Origin of the sequence: Stackebrandtia nassauensis DSM 44728 (genome assembly GCF_000024545.1) — a bacterium.
GTDB classification, from domain to species: domain Bacteria; phylum Actinomycetota; class Actinomycetes; order Mycobacteriales; family Micromonosporaceae; genus Stackebrandtia; species Stackebrandtia nassauensis.
This window is the reverse complement of the sequence record NC_013947.1, coordinates 218,565-235,758: the sequence shown is the minus strand read 5'-3', so window position 1 is coordinate 235,758 and position 17,194 is coordinate 218,565. Positions and strand designations below refer to the sequence as shown.

Annotated in this window: 18 protein-coding genes; 9 read left to right on the top strand and 9 right to left on the bottom strand. The window is 69.8% G+C overall.

The genetic code is table 11. From position 1 onward, the window contains the following. Positions 1–55 precede the first annotated feature (55 nt). Both SNAS_RS01110 and SNAS_RS32185 read left to right on the top strand, forming a co-directional pair. Positions 56–403, top strand: a complete 348-nt coding sequence (locus tag SNAS_RS01110; RefSeq protein WP_013015511.1) for a helix-turn-helix domain-containing protein — start codon at positions 56–58, stop codon at positions 401–403. Between the two features lie 67 nt (positions 404–470). Further along, positions 471–1,517: a hypothetical protein gene (locus tag SNAS_RS32185; protein WP_013015510.1), complete on the top strand. Its 1,047-nt coding sequence runs from the start codon at positions 471–473 to the stop codon at positions 1,515–1,517. Here SNAS_RS32185 and SNAS_RS01100 read toward each other — a convergent pair whose 3' ends face one another. The 4 genes from SNAS_RS01100 to SNAS_RS01085 form a co-directional block, all read right to left on the bottom strand. After that, on the bottom strand, positions 1,518–2,138 hold the full coding sequence (locus tag SNAS_RS01100; RefSeq protein ID WP_013015509.1) for a ClpP family protease: 621 nt from the start codon (positions 2,136–2,138) through the stop codon (positions 1,518–1,520). A 1-nt stretch (position 2,139) separates the two neighbouring features. After that, positions 2,140–2,781, bottom strand: a complete 642-nt coding sequence (locus tag SNAS_RS01095; RefSeq protein WP_341871795.1) for a ClpP family protease — start codon at positions 2,779–2,781, stop codon at positions 2,140–2,142. A 79-nt stretch (positions 2,782–2,860) separates the two neighbouring features. Beyond that, positions 2,861–4,096, bottom strand: coding sequence for a lanthionine synthetase LanC family protein (locus SNAS_RS01090; RefSeq protein WP_013015507.1), 1,236 nt, complete (start codon positions 4,094–4,096; stop codon positions 2,861–2,863). Between the two features lie 36 nt (positions 4,097–4,132). Next, positions 4,133–4,840 (bottom strand): FadR/GntR family transcriptional regulator, encoded by a 708-nt coding sequence (locus tag SNAS_RS01085; protein ID WP_013015506.1) that lies wholly within the window; start codon positions 4,838–4,840, stop codon positions 4,133–4,135. A gap of 200 nt (positions 4,841–5,040) precedes the next feature. On the opposite strand from SNAS_RS01085, the gene SNAS_RS01080 reads away from it, so the two are divergent. Genes SNAS_RS01080 through SNAS_RS01055 form a run of 6 tightly spaced genes read left to right on the top strand, consistent with a single transcriptional unit; the run spans position 5,041 to position 11,551 of the window. Then, positions 5,041–6,288: an SLC13 family permease gene (locus SNAS_RS01080; RefSeq protein ID WP_013015505.1), complete on the top strand. Its 1,248-nt coding sequence runs from the start codon at positions 5,041–5,043 to the stop codon at positions 6,286–6,288. A 24-nt stretch (positions 6,289–6,312) separates the two neighbouring features. Beyond that, positions 6,313–7,749: an acyl-CoA synthetase gene (locus SNAS_RS01075; RefSeq protein ID WP_013015504.1), complete on the top strand. Its 1,437-nt coding sequence runs from the start codon at positions 6,313–6,315 to the stop codon at positions 7,747–7,749. Next, positions 7,746–9,104: a carboxyl transferase domain-containing protein gene (locus SNAS_RS01070; RefSeq protein WP_013015503.1), complete on the top strand. Its 1,359-nt coding sequence runs from the start codon at positions 7,746–7,748 to the stop codon at positions 9,102–9,104. The genes SNAS_RS01075 and SNAS_RS01070 overlap by 4 nt, the downstream gene beginning before the upstream one ends. Positions 9,105–9,136: 32 nt before the next feature. After that, positions 9,137–9,742 (top strand): helix-turn-helix domain-containing protein, encoded by a 606-nt coding sequence (locus SNAS_RS01065; RefSeq protein ID WP_013015502.1) that lies wholly within the window; start codon positions 9,137–9,139, stop codon positions 9,740–9,742. Further along, complete coding sequence (locus tag SNAS_RS01060; protein WP_013015501.1) at positions 9,739–10,521, top strand: SRPBCC family protein; 783 nt, start codon at positions 9,739–9,741, stop codon at positions 10,519–10,521. Before SNAS_RS01065 ends, SNAS_RS01060 begins: the two co-directional genes overlap by 4 nt. Positions 10,522–10,534: 13 nt before the next feature. Further along, complete coding sequence (locus SNAS_RS01055) at positions 10,535–11,551, top strand: zinc-dependent alcohol dehydrogenase family protein (protein WP_013015500.1); 1,017 nt, start codon at positions 10,535–10,537, stop codon at positions 11,549–11,551. Between the two features lie 68 nt (positions 11,552–11,619). Here the strand turns inward: SNAS_RS01055 and SNAS_RS01050 are convergent, their stop codons facing one another. After that, positions 11,620–12,207, bottom strand: coding sequence for a TetR/AcrR family transcriptional regulator (locus tag SNAS_RS01050; protein WP_013015499.1), 588 nt, complete (start codon positions 12,205–12,207; stop codon positions 11,620–11,622). 92 nt (positions 12,208–12,299) lie between these two features. Here SNAS_RS01050 and SNAS_RS01045 point away from each other — a divergent pair, with 92 nt between their 5' ends. Then, positions 12,300–13,724, top strand: coding sequence for an MFS transporter (locus SNAS_RS01045; RefSeq protein WP_013015498.1), 1,425 nt, complete (start codon positions 12,300–12,302; stop codon positions 13,722–13,724). A 108-nt stretch (positions 13,725–13,832) separates the two neighbouring features. On the opposite strand, the gene SNAS_RS01040 is transcribed toward SNAS_RS01045, so the two are convergent. The 4 genes from SNAS_RS01040 to SNAS_RS01025 form a co-directional block, all read right to left on the bottom strand. Further along, positions 13,833–14,375 carry a winged helix-turn-helix domain-containing protein gene (locus tag SNAS_RS01040; RefSeq protein WP_013015497.1) on the bottom strand — a complete coding sequence of 181 codons (543 nt, stop codon included), beginning with the start codon at positions 14,373–14,375 and terminating at the stop codon, positions 13,833–13,835. A gap of 154 nt (positions 14,376–14,529) precedes the next feature. After that, the gene (locus SNAS_RS01035) at positions 14,530–15,444 is read right to left on the bottom strand and encodes a glycoside hydrolase family 43 protein (protein WP_013015496.1); all 915 of its coding nucleotides are present in this window, start codon (positions 15,442–15,444) and stop codon (positions 14,530–14,532) included. Position 15,445: 1 nt separating this feature from the next. Continuing rightward, positions 15,446–16,285, bottom strand: coding sequence for a carbohydrate ABC transporter permease (locus SNAS_RS01030; protein WP_013015495.1), 840 nt, complete (start codon positions 16,283–16,285; stop codon positions 15,446–15,448). Between the two features lie 6 nt (positions 16,286–16,291). After that, entirely contained in the window at positions 16,292–17,191 is a 900-nt protein-coding gene (locus SNAS_RS01025; RefSeq protein WP_013015494.1) for a carbohydrate ABC transporter permease, read from the bottom strand. Positions 17,192–17,194 lie beyond the last annotated feature (3 nt).

Here is a 17,194-nt window from a genome sequence, read left to right as displayed (position 1 = left end):
TCCGCTGACGGCGAAAATCGGCCGCCTGGCGTCGTGGCGCGGATAGTCTCCAAAGATGGACGTGAACGCGATCCCGCACACCCCCAGGCCGCTGCTGCGCACCATCCTCGGCGGCGTGCTGCGCGGCATCCGGCGCCACCAGGGACGCACACTGTCCGATGTGGCCGACGCCGCGCGGGTCTCGATGCAGTACCTGTCGGAGCTGGAGCGCGGCCGCAAGGAGGCCTCGTCCGAGATCCTGGCCGCCGTCTGCGAGGCGCTGCGCGTGGAGCTGTCGGACGTGCTGGCCGAGGTCGGACGGGTCATGATGGCGCAGCGGGTCCGGCACGCCAGCATTTCGGTGGCGCGGCAGACCGCTGCGACGCGCGCTTCGAGCCCGCAGGCTTACGCGCTGGCCGCCTGATCCCGAGCTTGGCGGCGGCGTCCGGCTCGTTGGCGCGATGTCGGCGGCGGCGCCTAGGGTGTCGCGCATGCCGCACCCCGTTCTCGACTTGTCGTCCGCGAGCCGCGATGTCTACCTGTCCCCGTCTCGGCTGAGCCGTGAGACCGAGCTGATCGGTGAGCTTTACGCGCTGTTGGAGCCGCAGCTGAACGTCCTCGCCGATGACATCGAGGACGATCCCGATCTCGCCGAGGCGATCGAGGCGGTGCGGACCATCGCCGCCGGTGGGCGGGCCGATGCCGATACGGCGCACGAGCTGCTGACCGGCTGGGCCGAGGAGCTGGAGGAGACCGGGGACCACGACGACGCGATCACCGCGCGGATCGTGTGGCTGGTCGCGGCGTGGTTGAGCGTCAAGGTGGGACGCCACCTGCGCACTGAAGCTGGAAGCGATCCGCTGTGGCGGTTCGGTGGGCTGGTCAACGTGCTGGCGCTGCCCCGGCTGGGCAAGGACTTCCGTGAAGTGATGGCGGCCGTCGACGAAACCGGGTTTCACGACGCGCACCGACCGGCGGTCTCAGGCGAGCACTACGACCGCGCGCTCGAAGCCGTCGTGGCGGAACTGTCGAAGCTGGACTCGGCCAAGCGGCTCGATGTGTTGTACGCGTGGATATCCCCGCTGCTGGACGAAGTCGCGTGGGAGAACCGCGAGTTCATGGACGAACCCGAGATGGAGACCGCCGAAGCCGTCGAACGGTTCCGGCGGCTGGCGAGCGGCGATACACCCGACGACGGCGACGAGGCCGACGCCGTCCACTATCACCTGACCAGCTTCGCGCTCGGCGAGTCCGAGGACCAGGACCCCGATATGCACGTCCGCTCGCAAGCGGCTTACCTGGCCGCCGACTGGCTGCGCCTCAAGACCGGCCGCCAGCTGCGCGCCGACGAGAACCTCGGCAACTACGCCCCGGACGATCTGCCCGGCCTGGTCAACACCTTGGCGTGGACCAGGTCCAGGCAGATCTCGCAGCTGCCGGAGTACGTCGACGAGCTCATCGACAGTGGCCACGACCTGCTGACCCCGATAACGGAGCTGCGGGCGATGCTCACCGACCTGACGTCCCCGAGCGACTGATCACGCCGCCACGAGGGCCTTCACCGGGCTCGCCTTGCGACTGGTGATGATCTGGTCCACCAGTCCATACTCGACAGCCTCCTGGGCGCTGAAGGTCTTGTTGCGATCAGTGTCCTCGCGGATCTTCGCCACCGGGTGTCCGGTGTGGTGGCTGAGGATCTCGTCCATCTCCGCCCGCACCTTCGCCACCTCCTTGGCCTGGATCGCCAGGTCCGGCAGGGTTCCCTGGGCCTGGCTGGACGGCTGGTGCAGCATCACCTTGGCGTGCCGCAGCATCGAGCGTTTGCCCGGCGTGCCCGCCGCCAGCAGCACCGCCGCCGCGGACGAGGCGTGGCCCATGCAGGTGGTCGCGATGTCGGGCCGGATGAACTCCATGGTGTCGTAGATCGCGGTGAGCGCGCTGAAGCTGCCGCCGGGCGAGTTGATGTACAGGCCGATCTGCAGGTCCGGCGACACTGATTCCAGGTGCAGCAGTTGGGCCATCACCACGTTGGCGACACCGTCGTCGATCTCGGTGCCGATGAAGATGATCCGGTCCGACAGCAGTCGTGAGTAGATGTCGAAGGCGCGTTCGCCGCCCGCGGTCTTCTCCACCACGGTGGGGATCGTGTACTGGCTCATGTCACTGTCCTTCCGTCGTGGTTCCGGCCAGGGGGCTGACGTCGTCCATCCGCTCCACGATGTGGTCGATGAACCCGTATTCGAGGGCTTCGGCCGCGTCGAACCAGCGGTCGCGCAGGCTGTCCTTCTCGACCTTCTCGACCGGCTGTCCGGTGTGGCGGGCGACGAGTTCGGTCATCCTGGCGCTCACGCGTTCCAGGTGCCCGGCGTAGATCTCGACGTCGGCCGCGGTGCCGCCGAAGCCCGCCGAACCCTGGTGCAGCAACACATGCGAGTTGGGCAGGCTGTAACGCTTCCCGGCGGTTCCGGCGCACAGCAGCACCTGGCCCATACTCGCGGCCAGTCCCATCGCGACGGTGCGGACGTCGTTGGGGATCAGTCGCATCGTGTCGTAGATGGCCATTCCGGCGCTGACGGAGCCACCGGGTGAGTTGATGTAGAGGCTGATGTCGTCGCGCGAGTTCTCGGCCGACAGCAGCAGCAGTTGGGCGCACAGCCGGTTGGCGACCTGATCGTCCACTTCGGTGCCGAGTACGATGATGCGCTGCCGCAGCAGGCGGGCGCTCAGCTGGTCGTCGGCCGTCCCGATCGGTGGGGTCTCGGTGGCGCTTGGCATGGGTCTCCTCCTCGTCTCGGGTCCGATGTGCCCGTCACGGTCAACACTGACCTGCGAGGACGGCGGAACCAAGACAATCTGCTGTCAGCAGAGGAACCCGTGCCGCTCAGGTTCGGGCGGCGGGCTGGTCGGGGAGGCCGACGGCGTAGCCGGACTGGCCACCGGAGCGGATTCGGCTGTACCGCAACAGTTCCCGGACGATTCCGGCGTTGCCCATCGCCCAGCCGGTCTGGGGTTCCAGTTCGCTGGGGTCGGCGCTGTGTTCCACGTTCGACCAGCACACCCCCGTGTCGGTGACGGTGGCGCGCTGGGCGAGGTCGTCGACGAGTACTTGCGCGAAGGCGGGGTCGTCGTCGCGTTCGACGAGCCGGTCGTTGGCCAGGGCCAGGACGCTGGCGGTGCCGCAGCAGCGGCCGTTGTTGTCCCAGAAGCCGGGCCGCGTCCGTCGCGGCAGTCCGGAGTGGGTGATGGTGTGCCAGCACCGGTCGGCCAACGCCGTCCACTGGGGGTCGCCGGTGAGGTCGCGCAGCAGCCGGAACACGTGGGCGTCCCCGGCGGGGCCGTGGCACCAGCCGTAGTTGTAGCGGCTGGCCTGTCGGGTGTCGTCCCACGGATCGGAGTGGGGCACCAGGAATCCGTCGGGTCCGGCCTCGTCGCGGGCCACGACGTCGGCGACGCCCGCCAGCGCCAGTTCGGTGAAGTCGGGCCGGTTCGCGGCCGCGCCGATCTCGGCCAGCGCGTGGGCGATGCCGAGGGTCCCGTGCGAGAAGTGGTGCATGCGGGACTCGGCGCCGGGACGGTGTTCCCATTGGACGCCGTGTTCGGTGGGCTCGGCGGTGCGCAGGTAGGGCTCCAGCGCGTCCACGGCGAGGTCGAGGTCGCCGCAGTACTTGGCGCCCAACGCGATCCCGGCGTTGCCGAGCAGCAGTTCGAACAGTTCGCCCCAGCGGGTGCCGTCGAAGCGGGACCGGGTCAGTTTCAGCGCCCGGGTCGCGGCGGCCGTGTACTCGTCGTCGCCGAGTTGTTCACCGACCGCGTGCAGGGTCACGGCCAGACCGGTGGTGCCGGTGTACAGCGAACTGCCCTCGCAGTCGGTGATCGCGGCGGCCATCGCCGTGGCGCCGCGCGCCGCCGCGTCGCCGTAGCGGTCGTCGCCGAAGTGCCGCTGGCCTTCCAGCATCGCCACGACGATGCCGGGGGTGCCCCAGTAGAGCATGTGGTCGACGTTGTCGGCGGACGGCTGTACCGGCCAGGCCAGTCCGTCGTCGGTCTGGCGGGCGGTGGTCAGCAGCCAGTCCAGGCCGCCGCGTCCGAGTTCTTCCGGGGTCCGTGTCTCGTTCACCGTCCGAGACTGCCACACGCGTGCGACCGGGCGGATTCACTCGGCGCTGTCGGGGTCCCAGTCGAGCAGCCGCACCTTGGCGACGGTGCGGACGTGGCGGCGCATCGCCTCGGCGGCCTTGCCGGGTGCCTGTTCGGCGATGGCGTCCAGGATGCGGTGGTGCTGGGCCAGTGACTTGCGGGGACGGCCGGGCTGGCGCAGCGACTCGTTGCGGCTCTCGGTGATCTTCTCGGCTATCGACTTCATGAACTGCGCCAGCAGCGGGCTGTGCGCGGCGGCGGTCACCGAGGCGTGGAAGCGACGGTCCCCCTCGACGCCGTATTCGCCGTTGTCGATCTCGGCGGCCATGAACTCCAGGGCCTGCTCGATCGCGGTCAGGTCGGCGTCGGTGCGGCGTTCGGCGGCCAGCGCGGCCAGCCGGGTCTCCAGGGCCTCGCGGGCGTCGAGCACGTCGGGCAGGCGGCCCCGGCGTTCCACGAGACTGTCGACGGGTTCGGTGTCGAGCCGGTCGGTGAGCAGGTAGGTTCCGCCGCCGTGGCGGACCTCGACGAGGCCCTGCACCTCCAACACCACGATGGCCTGTTTGACGGAGGCGCGGCTGACGCCGAGTCGTTGCGCGAGTTCGCGTTCGGGCGGCAGCCGGTCACCGGCCTTCAGCCCAGCCTCGGTGCCGTAGTCGCGCAGCCGGTCGAGGACCTGTTCGTACAGGCGTCGACGAGACATGGGGCGCAACGCATCGGGCATGCGAATCCTCGGGAGGTCGTCGGAAACTGACTGGCGTGAGCTTAACACCGCGTGGTCAGGTGGACTACTGGAGAAGTGGCTGAGCCAATTTTCGCCGAAACTATTGACCGGAGAGATCACGGTCACATAATCTGGCTCAGCCACTTAGCCACTCCCCGCCCCTTACTCCGGTGCGGCACCCACAGTCGGGAGCCACCGCAATGTCAGCCGAACTCATCTCCATCCTCGTCCTGGTGGCCGTCTTCGCCATCGCCACCACCCGTTCCGTCAACATGGGCGCGCTGTCGTTCACCGCCGCCTTCGCCGTCGGCACCCTGGTCGCCGGACTCGACGCCGAGGGCATCTTCGCCGGATTCCCCGGCGACCTGTTCGTCGTCCTCGTCGGCGTCACCTACCTGTTCGCGCTCGCCCGCGCCAACGGCACCACCGACTGGCTGGTGCACGGCGCCGTGCGGCTGGTCGGCGGCCGGGTCGCGCTGATCCCGTGGATGATGTTCGCCGTCACCGGTCTGCTCACCGCGATCGGCGCCGTCAGCCCGGCGGCGGTCGCGATCGTCGCCCCCATCGCGCTGGGCTTCGCCAGCCGGTACCAGATCAGCCCGCTGCTGATGGGCGTCATGGTGGTGCACGGGGCGCAGGGCGGCGGCTTCTCGCCGATCAGCGTCTACGGCGCCATCGTCAACGGCATCGTCGACAAGGAGGACCTGCCCGGCAGCCCGATCGTGCTGTTCCTGGCCAGCCTGCTCGTCAACCTCGTCATCGCCGCGATCCTGTTCGTCCTGTGTGGCGGCTTGAAGCTGCCCCGGCACGTCGCGGCGAAGGACGAGGCCGCCGATCCCGAACGCGACGCGCTCAACCCGGCCCGGATCACCACGCTGTTCGCGCTGGCGGCGCTGGTCGTCGCGGTGCTCGGCTTCAACCTGGACGCCGGACTGACCGCCATCACGCTGGCCGCCGCGCTGAGCGTCGTGTGGCCCAAGTCCAGCCGGGACGCCGTCGGCCAGATCACCTGGCCCACCGTCCTGCTCATCTGCGGGGTACTGACCTATGTGGCGGTACTGGAGCAGATGGGGACCATCGACTACGCGGGCACCAGCGTCAGCCAGATCGGCGTTCCGCTGCTGGGGGCGCTGCTGATCTGCTACATCGGCGCGCTGGTGTCGGCGTTCGCGTCCTCGGTGGGGATCATGGGCGCGTTGATACCGCTGGCGATCCCGTTCTTGGCGCTGGGCGACATCGGCGCGATCGGGATGGTCACCGCGCTCGCGATCTCGTCCACTGTGGTTGATGTGAGTCCGTTCTCCACCAACGGGGCCCTGGTACTGGCCAGTGCCGCCGAGGTCGACCGGGAGCGGTTCTTCCGGCAGTTGATGATCTATGGAGGCATCGTGGTCGCCGCGGTGCCGCCGATAGTGTGGCTCGCCCTCGTCGTGCCGGGCTTCGGCTGACGAACCAGCAACGAAGGAGTGCTCGTGGATTCCCTGTTCCCGTCACTGTGGACCGGTGAACGCAAGACGGCGCTGCGGTTCGGTGACCGCGAGCTCGACTATCCGCGGCTGGCCGCCGTCGCGAGCGCGCTGGCGGACCGGCTGCGGACCGAGTCGCGGGTCGCGCTGTGGGCCGAGCCGGAGCTGACCACGGCGGTCGCGACGGTCGCCGCGCTGCTGGCCGGGGTGCCCGTGGTGCCGATCAACCCGAAGATCGGGGAGCGGGAACTGGAGCACATCCTCGCCGACTCGGCGCCCGGCCTGGTGCTGGCGGCGCCGGGCGCGGCGATGCCGGAAGCGTTGCGGTCCTTGCCTCGCGTCGACATCGCACTCGACACGGATGGCCCGGCGGCGCAGCCGTCCGAACCGGACGAAGCCGCGCCCGCGCTGATCGTTTACACCTCCGGCACCACCGGCCCGCCGAAGGGCGCGGTACTGCCGCGCCGGGCGATCACCGCGACCCTGGACGGACTCGCCGAAGCCTGGCGCTGGACCGGCGACGACGTCGTGGTGCACGGACTGCCGCTGTTCCACGTGCACGGGCTGGTCCTGGGGATCCTCGGGCCGCTGCGGCGCGGCGGCACCGCCCACCACCTGGGCAGGTTCTCCCCGTCGGCGGTGACACAGGCGCTCGAAGGCGACGGCACCATCCTGTTCGGAGTGCCCACCATGTACCACCGGCTCGCCGAGACCGTCGACACCGACACGGCGCTGGCCGCCGCGCTGTCGCGGGCCCGGCTGCTGGTCTCCGGCTCGGCGGCGCTGTCGCTGCCCGACCACGAGCGGCTCACCGCGGCCACCGGCCAGCGCGTCGTCGAGCGCTACGGCATGACCGAGACGCTCATGAACACCAGCGTCCGCATCGATGCCGAACCCAAACCGGGCACCGTGGGAATCCCGCTTCCGGGCGTCGAGCTGCGGCTCGTCGACGACAATGGCGGGGTGATCACCGACTCCGACGGCGAGACCATCGGCGAGATCCAGGTGCGCGGGCCGAACCTCTTCACCGAATACCTGAACCGTCCCGAGGCCACCGCCGCCGCGTTCACCGACGGCTGGTTCCGCACCGGCGACATGGCCACAAGAGACGGTGACGGTGACCTGCGCATCGTCGGCCGCCAGTCCACCGACCTGATCAAGAGCGGCGGTTTCAAGATCGGCGCGGGCGAGATCGAGAACGCGCTGCTGGACCACCCGGACGTCACCGAGGCGGCGGTCACCGGCGAAGCCGACCCCGACCTCGGCGAACGCGTGGTCGCCTGGATCGTCCCCGCCGACCCACACCGTCCGCCCACCACCGAAGCGCTGGCCGACCACGTGGCCGTCAAGCTCGCCCCGCACAAGCGACCCCGAGTCGTCCACTTCCGCGAAAGCCTGCCCCGCAACGACATGGGCAAGATCATGAAGCGAGCCCTGAAGTGAGCGACCGCCACTCGGCCCGTGAGTTCCTCGCGCTGCTCACCGACGACTTCACCGAGCTGCCCGCCGAGCCGCCGACGGCCTCGGCCAGCAGCCCCGCCGACGACGGCCCGATCGGCTGGCCCGGTTACGGTGCCGCCCGACAGCGGGCCCGGCAGCGCACCGGCGAGGACGAGTCGGTCGTCTGCGGCACCGCCCACATCGGAGCCACCCGGGCCGTCGTCCTGTGCTTCGAGTTCGGTTTCCTCGGCGGCTCGATCGGCGAACGGACCGGCGCCCGCATCGAGGCGGCCCACATCCACGCCCGCCGCCACCGACTCCCCGTCCTCTCCCTGATCGCCACGGGCGGCAGCCGGATGCAGGAGGGCATGCGCGCCCTCGCCCAACTGCAACGCATCGTCCGCCAAGCCGCCCTCACCCGCCAGGCCGGGCTGCCCCAGCTCGCGGTGCTCCGCGACCCCGCCACCGGCGGCGGCTGGGCCGTCCTGGGCCCCAGCGCCGACGTGATCCTGGCGCTGCCGAACGCCCAGGTGGGTTTCGCCGGTTCCCGGGTCCGTCCCGCCGACGCCGACCCGTCGGCCTACACCGCCGAGAGCCAGCTTGCCCACGGCCACATCGACGCCATCGTCCCGCTGGAAGCCTTGCGCGACAAGCTCAGCCACTGGCTACACCTCCTCACCACCCCCGCCGCCGAACCCGCCGAGGTCCCCGCCGCCCTCGCCTCCCCCGAACTGCCGGTCACCGGCTGGCAGGCCGTCACCGCCGCCCGCGCTGCCCACCGCCCCCGGGCAGTGTCCTATCTCGACGCCTACTTCGACGCCCGCGAACCCGTCAGCGGCGACCGGCTCGGGGACACCGATCCGGGTCTGCTGTGCGGCTTCGGCTCCCGCTCCGGCGTCACCATCGCCTACGCCGCCCAAACCGGCAGCCGCACCACCCCGTCCGGCTTCCGCACCGCCTCCCGCCTCATCCGCACCGCCGACCGACTCGGCATCCCCGTCCTCACACTCATCGACACCCCGGGCGCGGCCAACGACGCCGCCTCCGAACGCGCCGGAACCGCCGCCGCGATCGCGGAACTGTTCACCACCATCGCCGAGGTCACCATCCCGATGACGACCCTGCTCATCGGCGAAGGCGGCTCCGGCGGCGCGATGGCCCTCGCCTCCCCGTCCAACACCTGGGCCACCCCCGACAGCTACTTCGCCGTCATCGCACCCGAAGCGGCCACCTCGATCCTCAAACACCCACCCGGAGCCACCCCCGAGGTCGCCGAACAACTGCGGCTGCGCCCCCAGGACCTGCTCGCCCTGGGCATCATCCGAGGCATCGCGTTACGAATAACACTTTTTCCTTGACAATTTTATTTTTCGGTGACAGAGTCGGGGACATGGACGAGATCGCTGTCATCGAGGACCCGCGGGCTGCCGCGGATTCGCTCGATCCGGTGCGGGCCCGGCTGTTGGCCGAGCTCGCCGAACCCGCCACCGCCGCCGCGCTGGCGCGCAGGCTGGAGCAGCCGCGCCAGAAGATCAACTACCACCTGCGGTCGCTGGAGCGGCACGGGTTGGTGGAGCAGGTGGACGAGCGGCGCAAGGGCAACGTCATGGAGCGCTTGGTGCGGGCGACCGCCCGCTCCTATGTGATCTCGCCCCGGGTGCTGGGTGGGGTCGAGCCCGATCCGGCCCGGTCGCCCGATCAGTTGTCGGCGCGGTGGTTGCTGGCGGTCGCGTCGCGGCTGGTGCGCGAGGTCGGTGAGTTGATCACCGGCGCCGCCCGGGAACGCAAGCGGGTGGCCAGTTACGCGGTGGAGGGCACGATCCGGTTCGCCTCGGCGGCCGAGCGGGCCGCTTTCACCGCCGAGCTGACCGAAACGGTGACCGCGCTGGTCGCCAGGTATCACGACGAAGCGGCACCGGCGGGCCGCGACCACCGCATCGTGGTGGCGCTGCATGCCGTGCCACCCAACGAGAACAACGATTCGGAGGAGTCATGACCGAGGGCAAACGGCTGGAGAAGGAGATCGAGCTCGACGCCAGCGTCGACGAGGTCTGGGAGGCTGTGTCGACCGGGCAGGGATTCGCCACCTGGTTCGTGCCGCACGACATCAAGACCGACGAGAACGGGGTTCCCGTGGTCGCCGAGGGCGACTTCGGTTCCGGCAACACCGATCAGGGTCGGCTGCTGGAGTGGGAACCCAAGCGGCGGGTGAAGTTCGGCAACTACAGCAGCGACAGCACCCAGGTGCTGGAGTTCCTCGTCGAGGGCAAGGACAGCGGCAGCACCGTGTTGCGGCTGGTGCAGAGCGGGGCCCAGGGCGAGGACTGGGAGATGGAGTACCACTCCAAGGGCTGGGACCTGTTCTTCCAGAACCTGCGGGAGTACCTGGAGTACTTCCGGGGCAAGCCGGTGGCCAACGCACTGGTCATGTCGTTCACCACTGTGGATGCCAAGACGGTGTGGGAGCGGATGTACGCGGCGCTGGGCGCGAATCGCGACCTGGCCGTGGGTGACCTCGTCGAGCTGACGCCCAAGGGTGTGGAGCCGATCAAGGGCACCGTCGACATCGCCGTGCCGGGTGCCGTGCTCGGCGTTCGCACCGAGGACGGCCTGTACCGTTTCGGCGGTCAGGGTGCCGACGCCTGGGGCATGGTCAACGCCTTCCACTACCGTTACGGGACCGATGTGGACCCGGCCGAGTGGACCGAGCGCTGGCAGCGGTGGATCAACGAGGTCTTCCCGCCCTCCGAGGCGCCGCAGGCACAACCGGCCTGAGTGGAGCGTGGCGATGCGTGCGGTGGTGTTCGAGGAGTTCGGGGTGCTGCCCGAGGTCCGGCGGGTGCCGGATCCCGAGCCGTCCCCGGACGGGGTGGTGATCCGGGTTGAGGCCACCGGGCTGTGCCGCAGTGACTGGCACGGCTGGCTGGGGCACGATCCCGACATCACACTGCCGCACGTACCGGGCCACGAACTGTCCGGTGTGGTCGAAGCGGTCGGCACCGGGGTGCGCGACTGGCGGAGCGGCGACGCGGTGACGGTGCCGTTCGTGTGCGCGTGCGGCCGGTGCCGCGACTGCGCCGCCGGGAACGGCCAGGTGTGCGCGAACCAGACGCAGCCGGGCTTCACCGGTTGGGGTTCGTTCGCCGAGTTCGTGGCGATCGACAACGCGGACGTCAACCTGGTGGCGGTTCCGGAGGGCATGACCTTCGCGACCGCGGCGAGTCTGGGTTGCCGGTTCGCCACCGCGTTTCGGGCGGTCGTCCACCAGGGAGCGGTGCGGGGCGGCGAGTGGGTCGCGGTGCACGGCTGCGGCGGGGTCGGGCTGTCGGCGGTGATGATCGCGGCGGCATGCGGGGCCCGGGTCGTCGCCGTGGATATCTCGGCGGCGGCTCTGGAGTTGGCGCGGCAGTTCGGGGCCACGGCCTGTGTCGACGCGGCCGAGGGCACGGCCGAGCGGGTCATGGACATCACTGACGGCGGGGCGCACCTGTCGTTGGACGCGCTGGGGAGCGCGACGACCTGTGCCGCGTCCATCAACGGCCTGCGGCGCGGCGGACGGCACGTCCAGGTGGGACTGTTGCCGAAAGACCCGCCGCTGCCGATGGCCCGGGTCATCGGTTGGGAGCTGCGGCTTCTGGGCAGCCACGGCATGGCCGCCGCCGCTTATCCGCCCATGATGGACATGGTCGCGGACGGCAGGCTGCGACCCGACCGGCTCATCACCGGCACGATCGGCCTGGACGAGGCCCCGCGAGCATTGGCGGAGATGGCGGGCCCCGGCATCACGATCATCGAACCGGGGTAGCCGACCGCGAGCGGCCCGATGCGGCCTCGATGCCTTGGGGTGGAACGAACCTGGCGACCGCGAGCACGTCAGGGATTCGGGGTGGCCAGCATGGACTGGACGGTGCCGGTGATGACGGCCGCCGCCTCGGTGCCGGCGAGCCGTCCGGCCCGGTTCTCGTCGGCGGCGCCGTGCACCAGGTAGAACACGGCGTTGACCAGCCAGGTGTTCGGCAGGTCGGTACGGAACACCCCTTGGCTCTGGCCGCGTCGGATGAGGCCCTCGACCCGTTCGGCGGGTGCGGCGTGCAGTTGGCGGATGCGTTCGGTGGGAAGGATCGGCTGGGCCGCTTCCAGAAGGGCGTTCGATTCGGCCACAAGGGACCAGCTTGAGGCCAGCAGCCGGGCCAGCGCGTCGCGGGCGTCGCCGGACAGGTCGACGGCGGACAGCCGCTCCTCGCCCGCGCGCAGGGCGTCGACCAGAGCCGCCTCGACCAGGTCGGCCCGGTTCTTGAAGTGCCCGTAGAGGGTCATCCTTCCGACTCCGGCGGCTTTGGCGATGTCGTCGATCGTGGCGTCCGGGTTGTCACCGAGTGTGGTGCGGGCCGCGGCGACGATGCGGGCGATGCTGCGCTCGGCGTCGGCGCGGCGGCGGGGCCGGGAGTCGGACGAGGTCATGCCACCACCATAACTCGTACGGGAATGTACGAGATAAGGTGGCGGTTCTAACTCGTACTTGTGTGTACGAGTTACCGACTGGAGGTTCCCCGATGACTACCGAAACCCCCTCGACCGAGAGCCCTCGCGTCGCGCCACATCCGTGGCGCTGGCGGATTCTCGGCTTCCTGGGCATCGCCCAGCTGATGCTGATCCTGGACGTCACCGTCGTGGCCATCGCGCTGCCGCACATCGAGACCGACCTCGACCTGAGCCGCGAAGCACTGACCTGGACGGTGAGCGCCTACCCGCTGGCCTTCGGCGGGCTGATGCTGCTGGGCGGAAGGCTGGCCGACCTGTGGGGCGCCAAGCGGATCGTGCTGGCCGGGCTGCTGACCTTCACCGCCGCGTCACTGGTGACCGGCCTGGCGACCGACGGCGCCGTCCTGCTCGGCGGCCGGGTGGCCCAGGGGGTCGGCGCCGCGATGCTGTCACCGGCGGCGTTGTCACTGGTGGTGACGCTGTTCGACGGCCGCGAGCGCGACAAGGCGCTCGGCGTGTGGTCCGCCCTCGGCGGCGGTGGCGCCGCGCTCGGGGTGCTCGTCGGCGGGCTGCTGACCACCGGACCGGGCTGGTCGTGGGTGTTCTACGTCAACGTGCCGGTGGGCGCGGTGATCATCGTCGTGCTCGCCAAGCTGTTGCCGCGCACGGGTTCGGCTGCTGTTCGCGGACGGCTGGACATCCTCGGCGCGCTGCTGGTCACCGCGTCGTCGGGCGCCGTCATCTACGCGCTCATCAGCGCGGGCGAGGCCGGTTGGCTCACCGTCGCCAACGGGGTGCTGGCGTTGCTGGCGATCGCGGGCTACACCGCTTTCGTGTGGTGGCAGAAGCGTTCCCACTCGCCCCTCATGGACGTCCGGCTGCTGGCCCGCCGCCCGGTGGCCACCGGCACCTTCCTCATCCTGGTGGCGACCGCCCTGATGATCGCGGTGTTCTTCCTGGGCACCTTCTACTTCCAGCGGGCTCGCGACTACAGCGCCCTGCACACGGGTCTGTTGTTCCTGCCGATCGCGGTGGCCACGATGCTCGGCGCGAATCTCACCGGCCGCGCCCTGGGCCGGTTCGGGGCGCGCACGCTGGCGATCGCGGGGTTGCTGCTGGCCGCGCTGGGCCTGGCCGCTCCCGTCGTGGTGATGAGTCCGGTGGTCGTCGTGGTGGGCGTGGCGATCGCCGCCGCCGGAACCGGTGCGCTGTTCGTCGTCGCCTCGGCCACGGCACTGGGGCAGGTGAGCCCGCAGGAGGCCGGTGTCGCCTCCGGGATCGTCAGTACCTTCCACGAGTTCGGCGCCTCGGTGGGTGCCGCCGTGGTCTCCAGTGTCGCGGCGGCCAGCCTGATCGGCGACACGCTCTCCGGGTTCACCGACGGGTTCGTGGTGATCGCGAGTGCCGCGGCGGTCGCCGCCGTCATCGCCGGTTTCCTGACGCCCGGCAAGCAGCCGACGGGTTCGGGCGCGGGAGCGCACCTGCCCGCGCACTAGGAACAGCGGTGACGCCGCGGCGATCGCGTCGCGGCGTCACCGACCTGCCGAAGCGGGCCGCGATGGCCGCGGGGCGACCGGAGCACCCCCGCGTCGGCGGCCGGGTTCTCAGTCGCGGATGCTGATCAACGCGACGGTGTCGGTGCTGTCGAAGCGATAGCCGACACCGCGCACGGTGACGAGCGCTTCGGCCAGCCGGGGCATCTTGGCGCGCAGGCGGCGAACGTGGACGTCGACGGTGCGCTGGCCGATGTCGCCACGGCCGACGCCCCACACCACTTCCAGCAGTTGCTGGCGGGTGTGGACGCGGTCGGGGCGGGCGATGAGGAAGTGCAGCAGGTCGAACTCGAGGCGGCTCAATGGCACCGGGCGCGGGCCGTCGGTGACGATCCGGGTCTCGGGGAAGACGCGGATGCCGCCGTCGGGCGGGGCCGCGGCGTGGGATTTCTTGGGCAGCAGCGGAACCGGGGCCTGCGGTGGGTCGGAGGCGACGGTGACGGTGCCGCCCTGGCCGACGAGTTCCTTGAGGGTCGCCAGGACCGACAGCATCTGGTCGCCGAGGCCGTCGGTGCCCCGGGGGAACTCGACGGTGACCGCCAGGCGGCGGGCCGGTCGGGGCGGGCGGGCATGGGTGATCGTCGAGGTGGACATGGTGGTGCTCCTTGGGATCGCGGGAAGCCGAACGGGGACCGAGCCGGTGTCACGGGCTCAGCGACATCGGGTGTTCGGCGTTGCGGTGCCGTCGACGGGGAGCATGGGACGATTGTATCCTATGTTTCCGGTAGGATAAGTGTGATTTCGTGAGTCAGGGTTCGGGTTGCGGGTTCGCGGTGGGCCCGTGGACGACGGGTGAGCCGTCACGCCACTCGACCCGGTCCAGCCACAGCCTGCGGCCTCGGGCCGAGACGCCGCTGCCGATCGCGTCGGGTGGCCAGGCGTGGTACAGCATCCAGGTGCTGTCCCCGTCGGGTCCGATCACTATGGAGCAGTGCCCCGGCCCGGCGGCGCCCGGACCGCTGGTGAGGATCGGGTTCTCGGGAGCGTCGTGCACGGGTCCCAGTGGCGAGTCGCAGCGGGCGTACCCGACGGCGTAGCCGTCGGAGTCGAAGGCGCCCGCCGAGTAGAACAGGTAGTGCTGGCCGTCGCGCAGGAACATCTGGGGCGCCTCAATCACGTGGCCGTGCCACGGTTCGCGGTTGGTCAGCAGCCGTACCGGTTCGCCAAGCAGCTCGCGGCCGTCGGACGACAGTCGCTGTCCATACAGGTGCGTGGCGACACCGACGTGGTTGCCGTCGTTCTTCCAGTGCAGGTAGACCTGCCCGTCGGCGTCGGTGAACGGACTGGCGTCGATGGAGCCGCCCTCGTCGGTCTGGGCGATGAACGGCCGCTCCGCCGTGTCGACGAAGGGGCCTCCCGGAGACGTCGACACCGCCAGGCCCAGGCACTGCAGATCGTCCTTCGGGGACCTGGCGGTGTAGTACATGACGTAGCCGGAGTCGGTGCGCAGCACCTCCGGGGCCCAGGTGCGGCCGGACTCGGCCCACCGCCCCAGTTCGGGCAGCGCGTCACCCACCAGGGTCCACTCCACCAGGTCCATCGAGATCAACAGCGGCACATTGTGGACGCCGTCGTTGGTGCCGTAGACGTAGTAGACGTCGCCGACCCTCAGCGCTCCCGGGTCGGGGAAGTTGTGGTCGTGCACGGGATTGGTGAACGTCATGTCAGCCCTTCAGTCCGCTGCGCGAGACGCCCTCGATGACGTATCGCTGGGTGAACAGGAACAGCGCCAGCACCGGCACCGCGGTGATCACGGCTCCGGCCATCAGCACGTGGTAGTCGATGCCGTAGGCACCCTGCAATGTGGCCAGTCCCGGCGGCAGGGTCATGTTCTCGGGACTGAACATGACGTAGATCGGCCAGATGAAGTCGTTCCAGTTGGACAGGAACGACAGCACCGCCAGCGTCGCCAGGGCCGGTTTGGACAGTGGTAGCACGATCTTGACGAAGATCTGGAAGTGGTTGGCGCCGTCCAGGACCGCCGCCTCCTCCAGGTCGGGGGGCAGCGACGTGAAGAACTGCCGCAGGAAGAAAACGCCGAAGGCACCGGCCGCGCCGGGCACGATCAGCGCCAGCGGTGTGTCTATCCATTGCAGGGAGTCGACGATCAGGTAGTTGGGGATCAGCAGCACGAAGCTGGGTATCAGCAGGGTCGAGATGATGACGCCGAAGATCAGCTTCTTGCCGGGAAACTCCATCCGGGCCAGGGCGTAGGCGGCGCCCGAGGCCACGGCCAGCACCAGGACGGTGTGCCCCACCGCCGCCAGCAGGCTGTTGAGGAACCAGGTCAGCACCGGCGCCTGCGAGTCGTCACCCAGGATCGTCTGGTAACCCTTGGTGGAGAACTCCTCCGGCAGGAACGTCGGCGGAATCGCCAGCGCCTCGTTGCGGGTCTTGAAGGACGTCAGGAACATCCACACCAGCGGCGCGACGAACACCAGCGACAGTCCGATCAGCATCGTGTACCAGGCGATGCCGGGACGTTTCGACGTGGAACTTGCCATGGGCGCTTACTCCTTGTACCGCAGCAGCCGGAAGTTCAGGACGCTGATCACCCCGAGGATCAGGGCCAGCACGAAACCCATGGCCGCGGCGTTGCCCATCCGGAAGGCCCGCAGGCCCTCCTCGGCGATGTACATGATCGCGGTGCGGGTGTCGTCGCCCGGCGCGCCCTGGGTGACCAGATAGGACTGTCCGAACATGTTGGCGGAGGCCAGGATCGTGACGGTGACGACGAAGGCGGTCACCGGACGCAGGCCCGGCAGCGTGACGTGCCAGAACCGCTGCCAGGCCGTGGCGCCGTCGAGCTCGGCCGCCTCGTACAGGTGCCGGGGCACGTCCTGCAACCCGGCCAGGTAGATGACGGCGTTGAAGCCGAGCGTCCACCACACCGTCATGCCCACCAGCGCGATCCAGCCCCACGGCAGCGAGTTGACCCAGGCGATGTCGTCGGGCAGCCCGAGCAGGCCGAGCAGGTAGTTGACGCCGCCGATGTTGGGGTCGAGCAGGAACCGCCACAGCAGACCGACGACGGCGACGCCCAGCACGTACGGGGCGAAGTAGATGGCGCGGAACACGTTGCGGCCCGGGAACTTCCGGTTCAGCAGCAGCGCGATTCCCAGCGGGATCACCACCAGGAACGGGACACTGGCGACGGTGAAGATCCCGGTCGCGCTCATGCTGGACCAGAAGTCGCCGAACACCAGCGACTCCGAGTCGAACAGGTCCACATAGTTGTCCAGGCCGACCCACGGCTGGCTGGGCAGCATGTAGTCCCATTCGTGCAGGCTGATCCACAGCCCGTACACCGCCGGCGCCAGCACGAAGACGGAGAACAGCACCAGGTACGGCGCCAGGAAGACGTACGGGGTGAACCACCTCGTGTGGGCCTTGGTCGGGTTGCGCGCCATGGG